Below are 22,228 nucleotides of genomic sequence, written 5' to 3' on the forward strand. Positions count from 1 at the left end.
GTAAGAACAAAAATATTCCTGACCATAGAACTATACTTACGTATACGAGATCCTGTAAATAACCAGTATCACTCCTACAAAAACAGGAGGGAATTCTACATGAGTGAACACGATGAATTAAAAGATAAGATGTACGAATGGACAGAAAAATATGCAAACAAGGCAGGCTTCAGGCTTAATCCGGACAAAGAAGCCCTTGACTACGTCCTTGACGGGCTCGCTTCAAGGGTAGAAAGGTTCGGCAGGCGTTATTGCCCATGCAGGATAGTAACCGGGGATGAGAGCGAGGACAAGAAAATAGTTTGCCCCTGCGTATACCATAAGGATGAAATTGAAAAAGACGGGAACTGTCACTGCGAACTTTTCTTTAAGCCTTCCTGATCCAGCTGCTATATCAGACATTCTCGGAAAGCAGGTGTCAAATACAGATGGAGAAGGCGGGAGAGGAAATACCTGAAAGTTTTTCCTTTCTTTCAGCCGCTCAAATCATTCACTCACATCATAATACTGTCTTTCAGCCTGCAGAAAGTGTGAACTTTACTATTGTTCCCAGGTTTCTGGAAACAGTTAACACTGTAAATTAAGATTAACATTGAGAATTAAAAAGCAATAGTTTAAGGTAGATTACATTCATCTCTTTAACTAAATATATTAAAGCATGATATGCAGGAATTCAAACACCTGATGTTATCAAGTAGCGTTTCCTTCAAACCGGACCTTTTTAAAGAGGAAATATTCGGTTAACCCCATATGCCTGTGTGGCAATAATGACATATGGCTAATCTGCCATCCTCTTTAATATAATTAAATTCAAGATAAATTAAATCACAAATTTGACTCAAGGGTGACCTGTAATGACAAATGCAATGGAACTCTATCAGATGCTTCCAAAGACTAACTGCAAAAAATGTGGAAAAACCTCATGTATGGCTTTTGCAGTTGCCCTTATGGCCCGCGAGCTGACACCCGAGGACTGCCCGCCCCTGAAAGAGGAACCCAAATATAAAGAAAGTTATGAAAAACTCAGCGAGATTTTCAAGCCTTCGGAAGGAGCAACCGAAACCGGACTTATAGTTCATGAAGACCTCTGTTTTGGTTGCGGGAACTGCGTGGTTGCCTGCCCTCCGAATGTAGCAAATGACCCCTACGGAGTGGGCTCGGGAAAAGCCCCAACGAATCCTGGCAGGCTTGTCCTGACCGTCGAAGATGGAGTTGTGAAAGCCCAGAACCTGGGGGAGTGCCGCAGATTCGGGAAGAATAAGATCCTCTGTAATGGCTGTATAGTGACCTGCCCTGTAGAGGCAATCGAGTTTGTGTGAGGCGAGAGGATGGAGAAAAACTATTACGTATGCACAGGCTGCGGGATGCTCTGCGATGACATAGAAGTAGATGTTGAAAATAATAAAATAAATAAAGTCTATACTGCCTGCAGGATAGGGGTAGCCCACATGAAAGACGGGAAGGAAAGTGCCGCTTTCCTGGTAGACAATAAACCCGTAGACGAAACAACTGCTATCAGCGAGGCTGCAACTATCCTGAAGAATGCAAAAAACCCTCTGATTTTCGGTCTTGGGACTTCCAGCAACGAAGCCCAGAAACTTGCGATCGAGCTTGCAAAAAAAACCAGTGCAACTCTGGATGATGCTTCTTCATTTAGCCTTGGTGAAGTAATTGAAGCTCTCCTTAACAACAAAACCAAGGTCTGCACTCTTGATGATGTAAGGAACAAAGCCGATGTTTCTATTTTCTGGGGAACAGACCCCTCGGACTCCCACCCGCGTCAACTTTCTAAATACGCCTATTTCCCCAGGGGGACTGAAAAGCAGAGAGGCTGGGAAGAAGAGAGGACTGCAATTTGCATAGATGTCCGGAAGTCCCATACTGCAAAGATCTGCGGGAATTATTTCTTCCAGATTCCTCCGGGAGGAGATGCCGAGTTTATTGACGCCCTTATTGCAGCGCTTGCCGGAAAGCTCCCAAAAACCTCTTACAACTTCCCCCCCAAGAGAATCCTTGAGCTGGCAAATATCCTCAAAGGGGCAAAATTCGGCGTCGTTTTCGTAGGGCGTGGTCTTGTCTATTCTCTGGAAAACATCGAACATTTTATCAGGCTCATGAACGCCCTGAACGAAAAAGCAAACTTCCATCTCGTACCCATGATAAGACAGTACAATACGCGGGGCTTTAATGAAAACCTCTTTAAGGAAACCGGGTACGTGAACAGTGTAAAATTTGAAGACGGAACTGTGAAACACGGGCCGGAATATTCTGTCGTTGAATCTCTTAAAGAAAAAACAGTTGATGCCGCACTTATCATTGGTTCGGACCCGTTCTCAATCCTTCCCAGGTCTATTGCAAAGAACCTGCTTGAAGTCCCTGTGATCGTGCTCGACCCCTGTGAAACCCTCACATCCAGAAATGCAAAAGTTTACATCAGCACTGCAATCGATGGAGTAGAGTCAGGAGGAAGTGCAATACGTATGGACGGAGTGAAGGTTGACTTTAAGCCTGCCGTTGAGACAAAACGCCCTTCGGATGAAACAGTTCTCAAAAAGATAATGGAGGCTCTCTGATGGATTTCGGATCTTTTCTTAAAGCCCCTGAAATAAAGGTAAAGATTGTAACCTACAGGGATATCTTTCAGGACAAAGCCATGATTGAAAACCGGTTCGGGGAAGAGTACAGGGACCGCTCTGCCGTAATAAAAATGGACCCTGCAGACCTCAAGCAGCTGAATGTGAAAAAAGGCGAAACCGTAATCCTGAAAAACTCTTTCGGAACAGTTGTGGTCAAAGCCGAAGAATCAGGATATGAGCCATCTCACAGAGGCATTGCGTATATGCCTAAAAGCCCATGGTCAAATATGCTTGTCTCGGACGAAACCGGCGGTACGGGAATCCCTAAATTTAAAGACATCTCCGTGACCGTCACCAGTGCGAAAGGGCAAAAACTGACTGAACTTGGGCTTTAACTCTGCTCGGGTTTTAATTGTCTCCTGACAGGCTTAAGAAACAAAAAAGCCTTTAAAGGGAACTTAAAAACGGAAATTTTTTTCTTATTTATCTTCTTCCCTTTCAGTTTTTTCTCTGGCATGAGGATGAAAGCATGGCTGATGTATTCCTTAGATTTACCCGGACCCTGAAAAACGGAACTGTTTTTTATATCTTTGACGGCTTTGAAAACGTAAAATCCAGATGGGAACTGCCCTGCGAGTACCTGTCAGGTTCTCATTTTGCAGCCTGGAATGGAATTCTGCTTTACTCTGAAGGGAGTAATGTGAAAACCTTAACTCCGGGAATTTTAATATCAGAAAACGAATACAGTAAACTGATGAAATTAATTGAGATCGGAAAAAAGAGATTGAGTGAAATTCAGAGCAAAATAAAGTAGCAGGTTGAGATTAAGTAGAAAGTTGATCTTAAAATCTATCTTTGACGATTAGCCTTAACCACCATAATAAGCCGTTACTGCCGGCCTGACGCAGAAATGTTTATCATTCGTTCATTTATTTTCTGGCTGAGATCACAGCAAAACTTCCTGTCCCGGACCCCTTTTGCGGAAGTTCTATATGTTCTATTTTTTCAGGCTGCATATAAAGTGTCTGGCAGATTTTAATTTCTTTGAACCCGAGACCTGTAAGCCAGGCTGACACTTCTGCGCTTGAAAGGAATTTAGCCTCTGAAGAAAACTTGCCTTCCTTTTTCCCGGCTTCATAAAAATCTCCATGAAGGCTGTCTCTGTCAAGTATTCCTGCAACGATTTTTCCTCCGGGTTTAAGAACGGCTGCAGCCTCGCGGAGTGCCTGAACCGGGTCTTTAAAAAGAGAGAGTGCAGCCACGATCAAAACAAGATCAAAACTCTGTCTTTTGAAAGGGAGGGTTTCTGCAACCCCGAGTACCATCTGGATGCCTCTTTTTTCTGCAATCTCTGCCATTGCCCTTGCAGGTTCGAGTCCGTAAGAAAGCCCGAGAGAAGCTGCAAACCTGCCTGTTCCGGCCCCGACCTCAAGAGCCTTAAGGTTTTCCGGATTCTCAGGAGTAAAGGTCTTCAGGGCAAGAAGCTCAGACTCATATGCAGGTTTGTATTTCTCATACCAGGCATCGTATTCTTCTGCATGCATCTCAAAGGCTTTCCAGGGCTTTATCAGGATCCCTCCAGATGAAAGATTCACTCTACTGTTTTTCGTATGAAGCTTTTTCCTTATGAAGCTTCATTTTTTATATACTGTAATCCGTATCCTTATGAAGCTTCGATTTATACTGTTATCCTTATCCTTATGAAACTTCAATTTATACTGTTATATTTTCCTTATGAAGCTGCTTATTCTCATTTACTATTATTTTGTGCTTTCTTTATACAGGAATATAGCAAGCAGACAGAATATCCCGTAAAGCATTTCAAAGCCAGGAATAGAGCTGATCCCTTCCTGTTCGGAGTTCTGCTCTGCCTGTGAGCCTGTAGTGCTCATGCTTTCCTCGCCTGGGGCTGATTCCGGCTGTATCTCAGCTACATTATTTTCCCCGACATTTATTGTTATAAGTTTCGTGTCCGTGCCGTTCTCACAGGCTGCGGTCAAATTAACGGTATAGGTTCCCGGAGAAGGGTATGTATAAACCGGGGTCTCATCCGGGGAATCAATGACGCCATCGTTTTCAAAGTCCCAGGTTCTTGAAGTTGCGTTTTCCGAAAGGTCAGTGAACTGTACAGAAAGCGGGGCATAATCCTCCGGAGTATTGATGCTCAGGTTTGCTGTTGGAAGGACAGGTTCCGGGGGCTTGTAAGCTATAAGAGGCAAAGGATCAAAGTAATCACTGGTTTCAAAAAGGTATTTCTCATCAGCAATGCCGTCTCCATTGTTATCAGCTGCCGTTTCCGAAAAGCCTGACCCTTCGGGTGTTGCCCAGTAATTTCCTCCGATGTAAGGCCCGCCTACGATATTTTCACCTTTAGTCCTGGACTTATGGTAAACATTTGAAGTTCCGTTATTTGCCTCTACATTCAGGGTGTTACTGAAATAGTTGTTATAAACGAGATTCTTATCGCTTTTCGGACAGACAAAAAGACCGTGAACCTCGTTTAAAGAAATCTTGTTATTGGAAAGTGTGTTGCCGTCAGAGTTTCCTATGTGAATGCCTCTGCCGTTTTCAGAAGCATTATTTCTGGAAAACGTATTGCTGTCAGAAGACTGGACCAGGATGCCGTAATCTTTGTTTCCAGCAACTGTATTTTTAGAAATCCTGTTATCCTTCGAGTTCAGGAGATTGATCCCATACCCACATTCAGAAACTTTATTTTTTGAAACTGAGTTGTGGTTAGACTCCTCAATACTGATCCCTCTGCCACCTTTGATAACTATATTATTTAAAATATCATTATTCAAAGAGGATTTCAGGTATATTCCCCTGAAGTCATTAAAAAATGTATTGCTGTCAATAAGGCAATTAGTGCACCCATGAAGGCATAAGCCCGAACAATTAGCTCCGGCTCCCATAATCGTGAACCCTTCAAGTGTTATATTATCTGCCTCTATCGTGAACACATCGGCAGTCGGGTTGTAACCCTCGATTACAGTATCCTCAGGGTTGCCTGATTCTGACCTTATTACAAGGTTATTCGTTGTTACAGTAACGTGATCGTAATAACTGCCTGGCTTTACGATAATCACGTCACCTGGAAGCGCACTGTTTACAGCTTCCTGCAATGAATCTCCTTTCTGGACAAAAATCTCAGCTGCAGTTCCTGTGCCGGTAATTGACAGAAGAACAAAAAAAGCTGCAAGTAAAATAATTAATCTGTTTATTGTAACTTCTCCTGCAAAGACAGTATGATTGATAATAATGAAAAACCTTACACCTAATATAAATAAACTTGTTTAAATTAGCACTTGATTAATATAAATTAACATATAAAATAGATATAAATCAAATTGAAAACGGCGCAGTTACCTGTAAATGATTCGGAGTACTTTTTAACAGGGTTTCTTTGATCCGGGGATTGCAATTCCACCATCAAGACACTGTCCGATTTCCGACATTTCACAAAGAAGCTACCATTAAACAAAAAATAGAAAACAGAAAGAGGAGTAACTTCATTCCATTACAGCCGGCAGGACTGAGTATTCATAATCTCTGACTTCCTGCAGGCAATAAATAAAAGAAAAATTAAGATGAAGGAATTATTCCTCCATCCAGTCTTCTTTAATTCGGTTGAATCGTTCAGTTTCAGGCTGTAAACTGAACTTCATGCCCGGTATATTTTTCATTATTTTTCATTTTTTGAGCGGATTTTTTTATGCAGTCTCGTTTTCGTAAGTATCCGTTTCTGTCTCGCTGATAGTTGTTTCCGTTGTGTTAGTTTCTGTTGTGTTAATATTCGTTTCCGTTTCATTTTCTGGCATTTCCGGCTCGTCATCCGTTAAATTTTCAGGAATTACGGGCTGCTCTGTATCGGAAACAGCTACAAGAGGAAGATAGTCCGCATAGCCGCTGTTTGAAATATTAAACTCCCCATCGGCAATACCGTCTACATCGGAATCGGCTGTTGTCTGAGAGAAGCCTGTCCCATCAGGTTTTCCCCAGAAATTGCCCCCCAGATATGGTCCGCCTGTTATGCTTGTGCCTTTGGTTTTTGTTGTATTCCAGACATTTCCGACACTGCCCTGCTTAACATCCGCATTAACATTATTGTTTAGATAGTTATTAAAGAAGGTGTTATTGTTGCTTGTCGAAGTCATATGTAAGCCGGAAACACCGTTTGAGACAATATTATTGCCTGAAAGCGTGTTGTCATCGGAGGTGCTCAGGTGAATACCCCTGTTGCTGCTCGAAGCCTCGTTTTCCAGTATATCGTTACCTGATGAATACGCCAACAGAATTGCATATTCTCCATTATTCAAAACCGTATTATTCAAAAGGGCGTTCCCGTTAGACGTCATAAGGTAAATACCCCTTGAATTTTCGGATGCTTCATTGTTACTGATATCGTTATTATTTGAACCTGTGAGGTATATGCCATAAGCGCGGTTAGAGTCTGCTTTATTGTCGCTAAGTTCGTTACTGTTGCTTGAGTTCTCCAGGACGATACCGTGGTCATCGCTTTCGCTTGCTATATTATTGGAGAACACATTCCAGCCAGAGCGAAGCAGGTAGGCTCCATACCTGTTTTTCAGAGCTGTATTGTTTACAAGTATATTGTAGTTCGAGTCCTGGAGGTTAAGGCCTCTTCCTCCTTCCTGAATGTTGTTATTAACGATTGTACTGTTGTTTGAGAAAGCCAGGTCTATTCCGAGTGTATTGCCGGAAAGCACATTCTCACTGATATTGCAGTAAGTGGAATTAAGTAAAGATATCCCGGAGGCATTGTTCTGTAAAACCGTGCTATACAGTATACTGCTGTTTCCTGCAGACGTTAGCAGAATGCCGTTTCTATTGTTTGAAACTTCATTACCCGACAGTTCACTTTCGCCCGACCTTAACAGGAAAATACCTCTGCTGTTGTTTAATGCTTTGTTGTCTGCAAGGTTGTTGCCGTTTGAATCCCTCAGATAAATCCCATAGACAAGGTTTGAATCCGCTGTATTTCCTGTAAGGCTGTTGTTGGTCGAACCAACGATGTGAATGCCGTTATCCTCATTTGAGCTTACAGTATTATTCATAAGGCTGGTATCACTGCAACTTTCGAGGACAATTCCATGGTCGGCGCTCCCACTTACCTGATTATTCGAAGCTGTGTTCGCTTCGGATACAAGGAAATAGATCCCGAACCTCTGCTCTGAAACATTATTTCCTGAGATTGTATTGTAGTTTGACCTCTCAACATTGACCGCTCGCTTACCCGCTGCTGCCGTATTATTGAGAATAAGGTTATATGTAGAGTTCTTGAGGTATATTCCGAGAGCGTTATTTAAAAATTCATTATTTTCAATAATACAGTTATTTGATCTTATCAGATAAACGCCGGCACGGTCATATCCTGCACCATTTATGCCGAGCCCTGTAATTGTTACGTTGCTGGCTTCAACATAAAAAACATCTTCAGCCGGACTGGCTGCTGTCACTATCGTATCTTCAGGATTCCCGGAAGCCGACCTGACAGTAATATCACCTGTCGTTATCCTGAGATTGTCAGCATAGTTTCCAGGGCTTATGATAATCTCATCACCCGAGACTGAGCTATTCAATGCGTCCTGTATCGATTGTCCGGGCTGGACAGTAATTTCAGCTGCAGCTCCTATACCCAAACCTGATGAAAAGACTACTAAGGCTAAAAATAGAGCAAATACTCTGTTTATGTTCATCCCCCACGTCAGATGTTATTTATTATTCAGATTTATATATCCCATGTTGAAATAAACATGAAATAATATAAATCTATTAGAAAATAATGTCAGAATAATAGCGATAAAAGTGCATAAAGAAAAGAAAATCGATTCGAGTCTGTTTAAGTAAATTCCATACCTTCTCTTTTTCAATGTTTGAAATCAGCTTTCATAATAACAATCTAACAGTTGCTCCTTCACGAACCAGCCTTAGATTTTATTTATCACAGGCAGGCATGCTCCTGAATAATACCCTATCTCACTGAAATTGTTTCACTTTCAGATTTAAGATATTTTTCTCCTATTCCCTGTGAAAAGAAGATTTTGGAACAAGATAAGTCAGGAATATGAGTTAGAAAGTGAGGTTGAAACAATATGAAGAAAAAGGAAGAGAGTAAAAGCAGGATAAAAATAAGTAAGTAAAAAACAGAAACAAAAAATGTGAAAATGCATAAAAAAATAAAGTAAAACGGGATGAAGATTGAAACCTCCATCCGTCATTTTTGAGATTAAATCTGCTATATTTCTGTTTCAATTTTTTACTTCCGCCTGTACATGAATGCCGCAGAAAGGCTTACTATTCCGCAAACAATTTCAAAACCCGGCATGGCTGTTTTTTCTTTCTTATCGGATTCCGGAGCAGGTTCCAATCCCACATCTCCTGAAAGATCATCAGAGTTGACAGGCTCATTTGCAGGCTTATCAGCTTCTGTTTCAGTTACAGTCTTTTCAGTAGAAGCGTTTTCTTTACCGGTTATCGCGAAGAAAGTATATCCCGGAACATCGGCTGTAAAGTACAGGTATTTGCTGTCTTCTTTCAGCAGGCTGGCCGGAATCTGTTCCCATTTTTTGTCGCTGTATCTGTTAAGGGTGATTGAATCCTGATCTATATTTTTGTCTGTGACCCAGGATTTATCAACCTTGAAACCGATTTCGGGATTCTCGATGTTACTTGAGCTTGCAAACCCGCTGTTCCCAACCCAGACATTGAAATACCTGTAGACTTCCCCATCTGAAAGGTTGGAGACAAGTGTGGATTTGTTTTTCAACTGCTCGGCAATCGTGGTGGTCTTGCCGACGGTCTTCTTGGAATCGAAGCCTACATAACAAACACAGGTTGCATTCTTGGCGAAATCAAACTTTATGGCTTTTCCATTGGAAATGAATACCTGTGAGAGTTCTTTTACTTCGACGTTCTTTGCAGGCTCAGGTGAACCTCCACCGCCACCGCCACCACTGCTTCCGCCACTGCTCTTTTTATCTACAGTTATTGTAGCGGTTTTTTCAGCTGTGCCGTTTGCATTGAAAGCAGTCAGTTTAGCTGGGTAAGTCCCTCTGTAGTTGTACGTATAAACAAAGCTTGTTTCATTTGAGTCCTCTACTCCGTCACCATTAACGTCCCAGCTCCTTGATACCGAGTTCTGGGAAGTGTCAGTAAAGAGCACCGTAAGAGGGTAGTATCCCATGGTAACATTAGCTGTAAAGTCTGCTACAGGAAGAACTGCACTTCCATTTCCTTCCTGTTCAGGCTGCAGTACAGCTATGGCAGCAGTCTTTGAAGCTGTACCATTCAGGTTATTTGCTCTCAGGGTAACTGTATAGTTTCCTGCTGTCGAGTAAGTATGCGTTGTATTCTTTTCGGGTGAACTGGCCCCGTCTCCGAAGTCCCAGTTCCATCCGATTGCATTTTGTGAAAGGTCGGTAAACTCGACTGTAAGAGGAGCATATCCCTGGGTAACGTTGGTGCTGAAGTCCGCCTCAGGAAGCACAAGGTAAACTTCTAAAAGCGGGAGATAGTCTGTTAATTGATCTCCTTCATATATGATATCAATAATGCCGTCCCCGTCTGCATCATTATTTTTGTATATCTGGGAGTGGTCATTATACTGTACAGGATCAGCCCAGTAGTTTCCTCCGATATTGGACCCACCTGCAATGTTTCTACCTGAAGTTTTTGTTACGTTCCAGGTACTCAGATTGTTATTGTTGTCCGCATTCACTGAATTATTCAGGTAGTTATTGAAAATAAGGTTACGAGTACTCTGACGGCATAAGTACACACCGGCCCTGCTGTTCAGATATACACGATTGCTTGAGATATTATTGTTTGTTGAGGAATTCAAAGAAATTCCATACGGATTATTATAAGCCTTATTTCCTGAAACTTTGTTGTTGCTGGAAAGCGAGATCATTATCCCATTTGAGTTATCAACATCTACATTATTATTATATACCTCATTTTCGGAGATAGTGTTCCCGTTTGAAGTCATTACATAGATACCTTTAGAATTGCCTGTAGCGATATTGTTGAACAGGGCGGTGTTGTTCGAATTCACAAGGTAAATCCCGTAAACACCATTTGAACTGGCAACATTGCTGCTAAGGTTATTATCGGTACCTGCATTTTCAAGATAAATACCGTGGCCTGTATTTGAATTCAAGGTATTGCCTGAAACCTTATTTCCGCTGGATCCTGAGGTTATATAAATACCTCTGCGGTTTTCGGAAGCGATATTATTGGACACGTTATTGTTGCTGGCGCCCCCGAGAATAATACCATTGGTGGTACTGCCGCCGGTATTCAGTGTTGCTTCATTGCTGATAATATTGTTGTTACTGCAGTTCTGGAGAACTATGCCGCCATTTAAGCTTGAATGCACCTTATTTCCTGAAACCGTGTTTGCGCTTGACGTATAAGCCAGGTAAATGCCCCTATTATTATCGGATGCAGTATTGTTGACAACATTATTGTTGTTGGAATATATCATGGCTATTCCATAGTCGTTTTTTGAAACAGTATTGTTTCTCAGGACATTATTATATGCAGTGTTCAGGTGAATTCCATGAGTGAGCGTGTCTATAGAGCTGTCAGAAATTATATTATTTAAGATTTCATTTCCTGAAGAAGTATAAACCTCAATACTATTATTGGTACTGTTAAACACATTATTACTTCTCAGGAAGTTTTCGTTTGAGTTTGACAGAATTATCCCGTACATTCCATTTGAGTTTAATCTGTTATTTTCGACAGTAATATTTGTTGCATACTGCACGTGTATACCATTGTCTCTACTCAGGTTTACAGTATTTTCCAATACCCTGTTAGCTCTGGAATCAGAAACATAAATTCCATATCTCTGATTCAAGACACTGTTGCTCAAAACATCAGTGTAATTGGACTGTTCAATATTGATAGCTCTGCCCGTGCCTGGGTTATTGTTTTTGGTGGCTATATTATTGCGTACCAGAGTGTAATCCGAACCCTTCAGATATATCCCCAGTGCATCATTGTGTAATATGTTGTTCTCAACGTTACAGTTGTTACTTTTATACACATAAATGCCTGCTTTGTCGTTTCCTGCTCCAGTAATATTCAATCCTTGAATTGTTACGGTATTACTGTTCCGTATAGTGATTACATCTTTGTTCACGTCAGCAGGTGCGATCACCGTATCTGCCGGATCTGCGGAAGACTTGATTAAAAGGTTAGTTTTTCCGTTTATATCGACATTTTCCGTATACGTTCCGGGGTCAACGATAATAACATCGCCCTGATTCGCAGCGGTAACAGCAGCCTGTATTGAATCCGTAGAATTAACATAAATATCAGCCGCTGCCCCTGCACAGGAGCTCAATGTTAATATGAGAGTGGCTAGTATTAAAATTCTTATTCTGTTTATTCTAATTCCTCCCGTCATAGAAGAAATTTTTCAAATATACTTCCTACAATTAGTTAGACATTAACTGCGAATACAATATAAACATATTGGTGATAATTAATATTTTCAGGAGGAGATAAAGTTATAGGACTACGCAGAGTGAAGTTATTTTATTGAAATAAAACTGATATAAGATTCAGACTGCATTCCATGACAAAATTAACAGGATATCCAGCAGAATATTGACGGAATCAGCATTCAATTACAATTGATATAAAGATTAAAGATTATAGCATTGAATATATGGGAATTATACTGCAGAGTGAAGTTAATCATAAATTTGGAGGTAATATACGGCGTTAACAAAATAAATTAAGTTTAAAAGAGAAAAATTAATATATTTTAAGTGTTTTTGATTGAATTCGAATAAACATTAAAATAAAAAAGAATAAAAGATATAGAGAGCTATGCATACATTGTAGTGCAGAAAAAAGAAGAAAAGTAACATACAGTAATAAAAAGAAATCTATTCTAAAAAAAGAAATTTATTCTAAAAAAAGAAATTTATTCTAAAAAAATTATTTAAAATTATTGCAGGCCTTTATTACAGGCGTCTTTAAACGGTTTTTCAGTAGACTATCTCCTGTTTTGTTCTCATATTGTATGCCCTGTATTCATCTGCTTTCTTATCCTGAAGATAGACATATTCATATTCTGGAGATTTGAGTCTCTTTTTGTATTCCTCCTCCGCTTCTGCCTGGCAGCGACTGCATGCATAGATAGGGACTGAAACTCCGAATATCCTTGTGTCGTTTATGCTTCTGTGAGCACGCGAGTCTATGGTTACATAACCCTGGCAGTCAGGGCACATTTTGATTGTTTCTTCCTGGACTTCCTGAATCATATCGGTATCGTAGAAGATCTGTTTTTTCCGGCGGTAAAAGTCCCCATGTTTTGCGATCTCTTCTTCTACAAGCCTGTCCCGGTTTTTCCAGTTTTCCAGCTGAGTTGCAACAACTCCTTCCAGTATCTGCCTGTCCCTTGCAGCCTGCACAAACATCCCGGGCTTGAAATCGGGCTCCATTACACAGGAATAATCAAGCCCTGCCATGGCAAGGATTATTCCTGTATTTACATAAGGCAGAGCACTCTGGATCGCATAGCCCCCTTCAAGAACTGCCATATCAGGTCCAAGTTTTTCATTCAGTTTTGCATAGCCCTGTGCGGAAAAACGCATGTTTGCGAGAGGATCTGTATAATGGTTGTCCTGCCCTGCAGAATTGAGGACAAGCTCGGGTTTGAAGTCCTCGAGGATGGGCATCACCAGAGAATCAAGAACGTAGAGTATGCCCTCATCCGGAGTCCCCGGAGGAAGAGGAATATTTATTGTCCTGCCCAGGGCTTTCGGGCCTCCCAGTTCGTTCGTAAAACCGGATCCTGGATAGAGTGTCCTCCCGTCCTGGTGGAAAGAAATAAAAAGTATGTCCGGGTCATTGTAAAAAATCTCCTGTGTCCCGTCCCCGTGATGGACATCGGTGTCCACAATTGCGATCCTGCGGATCCCGTATTTTTTTCTCAGGTACTCTACAAGGATTGCTTCATTATTGATATTGCAAAAACCGCGGTTTCCGTGAGCAACTGTCATGGCGTGGTGGCCCGGAGGGCGGACGAGGGCGAAAGCGTTTTTAACTTCTCCTCGCATGAGGGCATCGGCAAGTACAAGACAGCTGCCAGCCGCAATCAGATGTGGAGTTGTAGCCTGAGCTTTTATGTCCGGGACACAGAAATGGACCCTTGCAATGTCCTTAAACTCCGCAAGGCGCGGCTTGTACTCTGCTATCTGCGGGAGATCCATCAGCCCTTCTTCAAAAATCTGGTCCCGGGTATAGAGGAGACGTTCCTCCCTTTCCGGGTGGGTTGGGGAAATTGCCCAGTCAAAAGCGGGGAAGAAAATAAGACCTGTTTTTTTACATTCTGTCCTGTTCATTGGAACCAGATGTTCCTTTTCGGGTGTATTTTCTGATTCCTGCTCTGAAATTTTTGCAGTCACTGTAGCTTCCTCCACCCTATCAGGCTCAATTTCCTCTATTTTTTGTTCTTCTCTCCCGGATTCAGTACTTTTTCCGGCTCCGCTTTTGAGTACATCCTTAATCTTCCCGATCCCGAGTTTCATGCCTTTCCCCTCCTGCTCCATTCTGGAATGAGGCCTGCCGGGATCTGCATACTTACGTCAAAAAGCCTCCCCACAGTAAGCCAGCCTTCCACTATGTTAAAAACTTCGCTGCTAACAACTTCGGCTTCTTCCACGTACTCGGAAATCCCAAACCTTTTTGCACGGTCCCTGAGAAGTTTTGCTGCAAGGGTTTCGGCTTCTTCCGAACGCATCCTGTTGAAATTCCCGATATTCGTAAATTTAAGGCTTGCAATCTCTCCATCTTCGGCTACCGAATAGACCTTCTGCTCGGTATCAATGCGCAGGTTGAGAGTAAGAGTAGGCCTTGCAACAGCTGCCCCGATAGCATTTCCAACCTCCGAATGGGAGGGAATAACCGGTTTAGCATTCAATTTTTCCGCAACCCCTGCAATCAGGCCTTTTGCCCCGCCGCCTATTCCGACCACATTTTCAGGCCTTTCTTTTTTCTTCTGCAGAACTTCCCATATTCTGTAAGCAGGCTCCTGTTCCCATTCAAGAAACATCTCTCTCACTGCCTGTGCAATCATTTCTGCGGTTATGTCCACTATAAGGGACGCGGTTTCCAGTACAGATTTACCAAGACTGGAAGCTACAGAAGATATTGCCTCATTTGCCCTTTGAGAATCTCCTACTTCCACAAGCCTGAGAACTCTCAAAGCATCCGTAGGGGTTGGCTCTTTTCCTCCCATGCAGTAAGCCGGACCCACCCTTTCAGGCCCTATGCTTATCGTCCTGAGCCCACTGTCTGTTTCTTTAACCCTTACAATGCTGTCTCCTCCTACAGCTATCGAGCGGACAGCAAAAGCCCGGACATGGGTCAGGAAATCTCCCAGCCTGGCACCTTTGGAAGCGATAAGCGGTTTTCCAGAGAGGATAAGGGCAAGGTCTGTAGTCGTCCCGCCTATATCCACCACAACGGATGTTTGCCCTTCAGGGGTAATGGCAAGGGCTCCTATAGTGCTTGCAGCAGGGCCTGAAAAAATAGTCTCCACAGGGAGTTCCACTGATTTTTCAATTGGCAGAGTCCCTCCATCAGCTTTAAGAATAAAGACAGAAGCCCGGATTTTTCTTTCCTCCAGGGCTTTTTTGATCTCAGAAACGAATTTCTGGTAATGCTCTCCTGTAGCGGATGCCAGCATAGAAGTAGCGACCCTTCTTGGGAAATTCAGTTTGCCTGAAACTTTATGACCGAGTTCCACTTTACAGTCCGGGTGCATTTCCCTGATGATTTCTTCTATCCTGAGTTCATGAGAAGGGTTTCTCTGCCCGAATTTGCTTACCACAGCAACCCTTAAAAAGCCCTGATCCCTTATCCGGCTTACAGTCCCCCGAACCTCTTCCTCGTCTATGGGCTGTATTTCCCTTCCCCTGTAATCCATAGCTCCCTTAATACAGAAACTGTCGGGAAAAACGTAACTTGCGGGGTTAACTCCAGGGCCCGGGATGAGCAGTAAAGCTACCCTCTCGGTTTTACCCTCTGCAATAAGGTTTGTTATTACAGTTGTACTGAACACCACCCTCTCAAACTGTTCCGGGGGAACTCCTCTGCTAACCTCATCAAGGGCACCGAGAAGAGACTTCAAAAGGTCTCCTGGCTCCGTGGGAACCTTGGCTGTGCTGTATACCTCTCCGTTCCTTATAAGCACCGCATCCGTGGTGGTGCCCCCTACATCAATTCCTATTAGCATTCACAATTCGCCTATCCTCACCTGAATGAATATATCTTCAATTATTTCACTTTAGTAAATTTATAATAAATGTGGCTTGTAGCCAGTTTCAATTGATTTAGGTATAGAAATAAGTGTGTACTTTGTTTCCATAAAGTGTGTACTTTGTTTCCATATTCGCAGTCCTGTAAAAAATCTACAGGATATTTATTAGGGAATAACCCCGAAAATATCCGGGATGTACCTATTCTGTCTGATGTCCGGATACCTGTGTTTTTATGCCATTTTATGCGCAGGGAAATGCAGCCTCCTGCAAACCAGACTAAAGCTTATAATCACGGTACAACCTTAATGCTATAAAAAAGCGTGAATCAATAAATCCAGTAAGAATTAAGAAATAAAAGGGCGCCGTCCTCGCGAAGAGAAATCTGAGAGTTCTGGAGTGAATAAAGAAAAAGTCCAGAGAACTTTCGGGCTCCTCTGAACTTTTCCTTTTGTCTCCAACCCTTGTTCTTTTACCTCAGTGTGAAACCTTTTCAGGTCTCACCCCAACCTCTTGGTGGAGATTTCCGTTATTTCAGGAGATCTCATGTTTATCGCGATCAAATTCTGTTTCTTTCGACCAGTGCCCTGCAAGGAAAGCTCCGGACAGGTTATGCCAGATACTGAAAATAGCACCCGGCAGAGCTGCCGCAGCAGTGAAATGTTTTATCGCAAGAGCAACGCTGAGGCCCGAGTTCTGCATTCCCACCTCGATTGCAATGGTTCTTGCCTCTTTCTCACTGAATTTCAGAGCTTTTGCAGCCCCGTAGCCTCCTGCAAGCCCGAGACTATTATGTAGAATCACAGCAAGAAGAACTAAGGGACCGCTCTGTTCAAGGTTTTCACTATTTGTCCCTATAATTATGGCAATAATTATTACTATGGCAGCAGCTGAAATGGCAGGAAAAACGTCCCTGACCGCCTTTATTCGTGATTCAAAGAAATAATTGATAGCAAGCCCGAGCGCTACAGGTACAACTACGATATTTATCACACTTACAAGCATGCCTGTAACGTCGACCTCCACGGTCTGCCCTATAAAGAGCCAGGTAAGAAACGGAGTTGCAAGAAAGGCAATCATGGTGGATACGGACGTAAGCACTATTGGAAGTGCAACATCGCCTTTTGCAAGGTAGCAGATAACGTTTGAAGCAGTGCCACCCGGACAGCATCCAAGCAGGATCACACCCGCCATAAGGTCTGCAGGCAGATTTAAAGCGATGGAGACTGCCCATGCAGCAAGAGGCATAAGGGTATACTGCATAAGGGTGCCCAGTAAAACCACATGAGGCCGCTTAAGGACTTCAAGGAAACTGTCAACTGAAAGTGTAACTCCCATTCCCAGCATTATCAGGCTTAAAAAAGGTACTATGAGATTATTATGGGGAGCAAAATATTCAGGATATAAATATGCTACTGCAGATAGAAGCACCGCCCATAAGGAAAATAACGAAGTAAACTTTTTAAGCATTTTTTGTACACCGTCTCATCAACAGACGTTTGAGTTATAAACTAACTAAGATTGTTATTTAAATAAATATCTATATATTCCCAATAAATAATAAAGTTGTAATTAATTTCGAAATTGCATAAACAGCAGGAAAATTCCATTTTAGTTACGATTAAAAAGAAAAATATGAGTTTTAAACAAACTGCAAGGCTTATAACAAAATCAGGTTTTAAAAAACTCAAGTTTTTAAAAAGCTCAAGTTATTAAACATATTCTATAATTTTAAAAAAATTGTGGGCTTTAAAGAAACTGTAAGATTTTGATCATCCTTCCGGAAAACGGTTCTTTAAGCTCTATTTATTAAGAGATTTTTCCTGAATTTCTTATTTATTACTTTTCTACTTGCTACCTATATATACAGGCTCTGCGATACAATGCCCCATGAGACTGGATGCATACCTTGTAGAGATGGGACACTTCAAGTCCAGGGGACGAGCAAAGACTGCAATTCTTGACGGAAAAGTTAAAGTTAACGGCATTGCGGTCACAAAAGTCTCAAGAGACGTCTCAATTGATGATACAATAGAAGTTGCCGAAGGCCTGGACCAGCCACAGGGATACTTCAAACTCAAATTTGTTCAGGAAGAAAGCGGGGTCCTTAAACCCGGAGACAGGGTTCTTGACCTCGGGTCGAGTGCAGGCGGTTTTCTCCTTTTTGCTTCCGAGATTGCAGACCATGTAAAAGGCATAGAGTTCAGCAGGGATTTCAGGAGCGAACTTGGAAAAATCGCATATGAACGGGAAAATGTGGAAATAATATTCGGGGACGTGTTTACAATACCTCTTAAAGAGCTCTCTGAGGAACCTGTCGATGTTATCCTGTCAGACATGACTCTCGAACCCGAGGACTCAATTAAAGCCCTTTCCAGAATGCTCCCTCTCCTGAAAGAAGGGGGAAGGCTGCTTCAGGTAATAAAAATCCCAAAAAAGAAAAACCCGAAACCTATCCTGAGCAGGATAGAGAATCTGGGACTTGAAATACAGCAGGTACTCAGCTCGGAAAAACAGGAAATTTACGTGGTTGCAAAAAGACCTTTCCTTGAAGGAAAAGAGTCAACTGAAGAAAACGAATAAAAAGGAATTTAAGCGGATGGCTGCTGAAGAAAAAGTCGGCCCCTCTCCGGAAAAAACCAGCTGTACGGATATATGCGTTGAAAGTGTGTACCCTGATGAAACCGGACTGAAAATCTATGGGCACGGAAAACCTGTCCGACTTTTTGTCGCAGGGCTTCACGGAGACGAATGGAAAGACACAACAGAAATCCTGATGGGAATAAAGCCGCCTGAAAAAGGGACTCTTGCATTGATCCCTCTCGTAAAAAGAGGAAAATATATCTCAACTCTTGACCCGGATTACTACCCCGGAATGGGAAAAGGCATACTTGAAGCCGTTGAATCCCTGAAACCTCAAATCTATATTGAACTTCACTCCTATTCCGGAGAGAATTTTGAGAAACTCTCAGGAAGGGACAGGATGGATAGAATCGGAGTTCCTGCTTACAGCGTACTGAAAGAAGGAGTTCTGCTGGGTTCGGTTTCTCCCTGGATCCGGAAGAAGTATTTCCCAAAAGAAGCTCTTTGCCTCTCTTTTGAGATTCAGAAAGAGAATTTCAGGTCAGGGGAGTTTGTAGCCGGTATTCTTGAGGTTCTTAAAGAGGCAGAATCAAGGGACGGGTTCATCGAATACTTGAAAAAGGAATTTCCTGAGCAGGCAAAGAAAGCTATCGAAGATTACCGCCAATTTTACGGGGAAATCTGAAAATTTGCCGGAATGAGAAGTTACAGAAATGAGAATTTATCTGAAAGTAATATAAGAGAGTTAAATCATTTCTGAGAAGGAACTCCCGAAGAAAAAAGAGTAAGCTGCAGTTTTTTCTGCAGCCTGCCTGAATAAACAGGTAGATTCTTTTTCAATTATTAAACTGAAAAAGAATCCGGCTTAATAAGATTCAGGTTTATCTGTGCATGTTTAGTGCAGGTGCAGACATCCCTTCATAGGTGCTTGCCCTGTGCTCGGGTTTGACGTCCTGCATATCCGTACGCTGGGCGCGGAGCATGCTGTCCACACGGAGCACCATTGTCGCAGCTTCTGACCCTGCTTTGATGGAATTGACCTTAACTCTCAGGGGGTCGATGATGCCTTTTTCAAGCATATCTTCGGCAGCGCCCGTAAGGACGTTCAAACCTGCATTTTTGTTGTCAGCGTGTTTTGCACGCAGGTTCACAATGGTATTAATGGTGTCAAGACCTGCATTTCTTGCAATCGTTCTCGGGATCTCTTCAAGAGCCTCAGCAAAAGCTGCAATTGCCATCTGTTCACGTCCGCCTACACTGGAAGCATAAGAACGGAGAGAGAGCGCAACTTCCATTTCCGAAGCCCCGCCGCCAGCAACTACCATGCCATCTTCAACGACGCATTTGGCAACCTTGAGAGCGTCATCAACTGCCCTTTCCAGGTTGTCCACGACATGCTCTGTTCCGCCGCGGAGAACGATTGAGACTGATTTCGCACCTTTGCAGTCCCTGAGGTAGGTTTTGCCCTGCTCGTCATCCCTGTCCTGCTCAAGGAGCCCTGCATGCCCGAGTTCTTTTTCAGTAAGTTCTTTTATATTTCTGACAGGCCTTCCTCCCGTAGCATCTGCAAGGTGCTGCATGTCTTCGTTCTTCACCCTGCGGGTTGCATATATGCCCCTGTTCTGGAGGTAAGCTGCAACCTTGTCATCCATGCCCTTGGAACAGAAGACTGCATTTGCCCCTGCCCTGATTACGTAATCCGCCATTTCAAAGAGGGCTGCATCTTCCTGCTTCACAAAATTTTCGATATCGCTTACAGTGCTGATCTGGAGCTTGGCTTTGTTTGCTGTCTTTGCAGTCTCCATAGGAGCATCAATGAGAGCGATATTCGGGTTTACGATCTTCAGAGGGGCTTTTTTATCAAGAGCAACCTTGTCGATCACAATGCCTTCCACGAATTCGGTGTCTTCAACAAGCCCGCCAACATCTTTAGAAAGGATGATATGTTTAAGGTCGGCTTTTCCGTCCTCATGAATTGCAAGAACTGCGTCCACACAGATTTCTGCAATCAAATTGCTGTATTTTTCAGAAGCCTTGCCAGTAATGGATGTCCTGGCAGCTTTGATAAGCAGCTCCCTTTCTTTTGCTGGGACTGCAAGCTTCTCAAAAACCTCAACAGCTTTCTCTGCTGCAAGCCTGTAACCTTTAACGACTACCGCCGGGTGGACACCCTTTTCAATAAGACTTTCCGCTTTTTCCAGCAGGGCACCGGTGAACACAACAGCGCTTGTTGTCCCGTCTCCTGCAGAATTTTCCAGAGACTGGGCAACTTCCACAATCATCTTGGCTGTAGGATGCTCGATGTCCATGTCATGTAAGATAGTGGCACCATCGTTTGTGATGGTGATATCTCCCAGAGGGTTTACAAGCATCTTGTCCATTCCCCTGGGTCCGAGGGTACTCTTAACTATGTTTGCTACTGCCTTTGCGGCTGCAATGTTCATGCTGAGTGTGTCTCTTCCCTTTGTCTGTTCCTTTCTCGGATCTATTATAAAGACTGGCTGGCCACCTTTATCCATCTGAACGAAACCTCCTGAAATAATGGTATGAATTGAAGGACAAATAACTGATAATGCGAAAGACATTCCGGCTCGGTTTCTTAATCTGAAATCTCGAAACCAGACACTTTATTTTGCGCAATTTCTTTGACTCGCAGGTAGTAATTTATCAGGAAATAACTGATAATACTTCTATAAAAATATACCGGTCAGGCCTGTTATTTTACAAAATGAATGCTGTTTCCGCTTACTGTTATCCTTTGAAGTAAAAAAGGCAGTATTCTCCTTCTCACAGAATCAATCTTTAAAAGAAGATATTGAGAGAACGCTGCCTTTAAGATATCAGGTTTTTATCAGCTTTTTCGGCTCTTACCTGCGGGTTTTTATATTAATTCAGCAAATTCGCTACGAATTATTCAGCAAATTAATTATAAATTTGCCTGCGAAACCCTTCACTTCTGTCTGGATATAATTTTTACGGACCCGTCTTTTTTCCCTATGTAAAGTTCAGTAACATTACTAAAAATTCCGTGCTCAACAACTCCAGGAACCGCAGACAATTGAAGGGCAAGAGCCTCAGGATCTTTTATAACGCCAAATTCGACATCAAGAACAAAGTTTCCATTATCCGTTATAACGGGACCATCTTTTTTTACGGCAGACCTGAGTCTGGGTTCTCCCCCAAGTTTCCGGATCCTGTTCACTGCAGGTTCTTTTGCAAAGGGAAGGACTTCAACAGGCACAGGCTTATCAAGCTGCGTACTGGTTTTAGAGTCGTCGGCTACAACTACAAACCTTTTTGCAGACACGGAAACGATCTTTTCCCTTGTATGAGCAGCCCCGCCTCCTTTGATGGCATAAAGGTTGGAGTCTATCTGGTCAGCTCCGTCAATTGCAATATCCAGTTCAGGGTCCTGAGAAAGGGTGGTAAGCCTTATCCCGGCATCTATTGCCAGCATTTCGGACTGGTAGGAGGTAACAACCCCGAGGATGTCGAGGCCTTCCTCCTTTACCCTGCGCCCCAGCTCTTTTATAGTATATGCAACTGTCGAACCCGTACCGAGCCCTACAACCATCCCTGAGCTGACAAGCCCTGCCGCAGCAATTCCTGCCGCCCGTTTTTCCGGAGAATCAGTAGAAGTATTTCTTTCCGTCATATTGTTTTCCGCCTTTCAGCTCTAAAAAAGTTAACTGAAAAAGTTAACATATTCAACAGATGTTTTCAGAAACAGTAAGTCCTTTCAAGTTTAAATGAAAAATTGGAGGG

At 42.7% G+C, this 22,228-nt stretch carries 16 protein-coding genes; 7 read left to right on the forward strand and 9 right to left on the reverse strand.

Annotation, left to right across the window (positions count from 1 at the left end):
• Positions 1-99 precede the first annotated feature (99 nt).
• The 5 genes from M886_RS14730 to M886_RS14750 all read left to right on the forward strand — a co-directional run bounded on the left by M886_RS14730 (position 100) and on the right by M886_RS14750 (position 3,390).
• Complete coding sequence (locus M886_RS14730; protein WP_015410832.1) at positions 100-381, forward strand: ferredoxin-thioredoxin reductase catalytic domain-containing protein; 282 nt, start codon at positions 100-102, stop codon at positions 379-381.
• Between the two features lie 473 nt (positions 382-854).
• Positions 855-1,319 (forward strand): (Fe-S)-binding protein, encoded by a 465-nt coding sequence (locus tag M886_RS14735; RefSeq protein ID WP_011032012.1) that lies wholly within the window; start codon positions 855-857, stop codon positions 1,317-1,319.
• Positions 1,320-1,328: 9 nt separating this feature from the next.
• The gene (locus M886_RS14740) at positions 1,329-2,573 is read left to right on the forward strand and encodes a formylmethanofuran dehydrogenase subunit B (RefSeq protein WP_015410834.1); all 1,245 of its coding nucleotides are present in this window, start codon (positions 1,329-1,331) and stop codon (positions 2,571-2,573) included.
• Positions 2,573-2,971, forward strand: a complete 399-nt coding sequence (locus tag M886_RS14745; protein WP_048051400.1) for a molybdopterin dinucleotide binding domain-containing protein — start codon at positions 2,573-2,575, stop codon at positions 2,969-2,971. Before M886_RS14740 ends, M886_RS14745 begins: the two co-directional genes overlap by 1 nt.
• 134 nt (positions 2,972-3,105) lie before the next feature.
• A complete protein-coding gene (locus M886_RS14750) occupies positions 3,106-3,390 on the forward strand; it encodes a hypothetical protein (protein WP_048051401.1) in 285 nt (94 codons plus the stop codon).
• A gap of 115 nt (positions 3,391-3,505) precedes the next feature.
• On the opposite strand, the gene M886_RS14755 is transcribed toward M886_RS14750, so the two are convergent.
• The 7 genes from M886_RS14755 to M886_RS14785 all read right to left on the reverse strand — a co-directional run bounded on the left by M886_RS14755 (position 3,506) and on the right by M886_RS14785 (position 17,350).
• Complete coding sequence (locus M886_RS14755; RefSeq protein WP_053228905.1) at positions 3,506-4,171, reverse strand: class I SAM-dependent methyltransferase; 666 nt, start codon at positions 4,169-4,171, stop codon at positions 3,506-3,508.
• Between the two features lie 165 nt (positions 4,172-4,336).
• Positions 4,337-5,701 carry a NosD domain-containing protein gene (locus M886_RS14760; RefSeq protein ID WP_011032017.1) on the reverse strand — a complete coding sequence of 455 codons (1,365 nt, stop codon included), beginning with the start codon at positions 5,699-5,701 and terminating at the stop codon, positions 4,337-4,339.
• Between the two features lie 588 nt (positions 5,702-6,289).
• Positions 6,290-8,296 carry a right-handed parallel beta-helix repeat-containing protein gene (locus M886_RS14765; RefSeq protein WP_048051402.1) on the reverse strand — a complete coding sequence of 669 codons (2,007 nt, stop codon included), beginning with the start codon at positions 8,294-8,296 and terminating at the stop codon, positions 6,290-6,292.
• A gap of 560 nt (positions 8,297-8,856) precedes the next feature.
• A complete protein-coding gene (locus M886_RS14770) occupies positions 8,857-11,952 on the reverse strand; it encodes a NosD domain-containing protein (RefSeq protein ID WP_048051403.1) in 3,096 nt (1,031 codons plus the stop codon).
• Between the two features lie 652 nt (positions 11,953-12,604).
• Positions 12,605-14,149, reverse strand: a complete 1,545-nt coding sequence (locus M886_RS14775) for a histone deacetylase family protein (RefSeq protein WP_048051404.1) — start codon at positions 14,147-14,149, stop codon at positions 12,605-12,607.
• The gene (locus M886_RS14780; RefSeq protein ID WP_048051405.1) at positions 14,146-15,858 is read right to left on the reverse strand and encodes a hydantoinase/oxoprolinase family protein; all 1,713 of its coding nucleotides are present in this window, start codon (positions 15,856-15,858) and stop codon (positions 14,146-14,148) included. The genes M886_RS14775 and M886_RS14780 overlap by 4 nt, the downstream gene beginning before the upstream one ends.
• A gap of 556 nt (positions 15,859-16,414) precedes the next feature.
• The gene (locus M886_RS14785) at positions 16,415-17,350 is read right to left on the reverse strand and encodes a bile acid:sodium symporter family protein (RefSeq protein WP_048051406.1); all 936 of its coding nucleotides are present in this window, start codon (positions 17,348-17,350) and stop codon (positions 16,415-16,417) included.
• A gap of 420 nt (positions 17,351-17,770) precedes the next feature.
• Between M886_RS14785 and M886_RS14790 the strand changes: the two genes are divergently transcribed.
• Together M886_RS14790 and M886_RS14795 are read left to right on the forward strand one after the other, a co-directional pair.
• The gene (locus M886_RS14790; protein ID WP_048036293.1) at positions 17,771-18,463 is read left to right on the forward strand and encodes a S4 domain-containing protein; all 693 of its coding nucleotides are present in this window, start codon (positions 17,771-17,773) and stop codon (positions 18,461-18,463) included.
• Between the two features lie 16 nt (positions 18,464-18,479).
• Positions 18,480-19,148 carry a DUF2119 domain-containing protein gene (locus tag M886_RS14795; RefSeq protein WP_230670744.1) on the forward strand — a complete coding sequence of 223 codons (669 nt, stop codon included), beginning with the start codon at positions 18,480-18,482 and terminating at the stop codon, positions 19,146-19,148.
• Between the two features lie 196 nt (positions 19,149-19,344).
• Here M886_RS14795 and thsA read toward each other — a convergent pair whose 3' ends face one another.
• Positions 19,345-20,982 carry a thermosome subunit alpha gene (thsA, locus tag M886_RS14800; RefSeq protein WP_048051407.1) on the reverse strand — a complete coding sequence of 546 codons (1,638 nt, stop codon included), beginning with the start codon at positions 20,980-20,982 and terminating at the stop codon, positions 19,345-19,347.
• Between the two features lie 431 nt (positions 20,983-21,413).
• The gene (rpiA, locus tag M886_RS14805; RefSeq protein WP_048051408.1) at positions 21,414-22,118 is read right to left on the reverse strand and encodes a ribose 5-phosphate isomerase A; all 705 of its coding nucleotides are present in this window, start codon (positions 22,116-22,118) and stop codon (positions 21,414-21,416) included.
• Positions 22,119-22,228 lie beyond the last annotated feature (110 nt).

Source organism: Methanosarcina soligelidi, assembly GCF_000744315.1.
Lineage (GTDB): Archaea > Halobacteriota > Methanosarcinia > Methanosarcinales > Methanosarcinaceae > Methanosarcina > Methanosarcina mazei.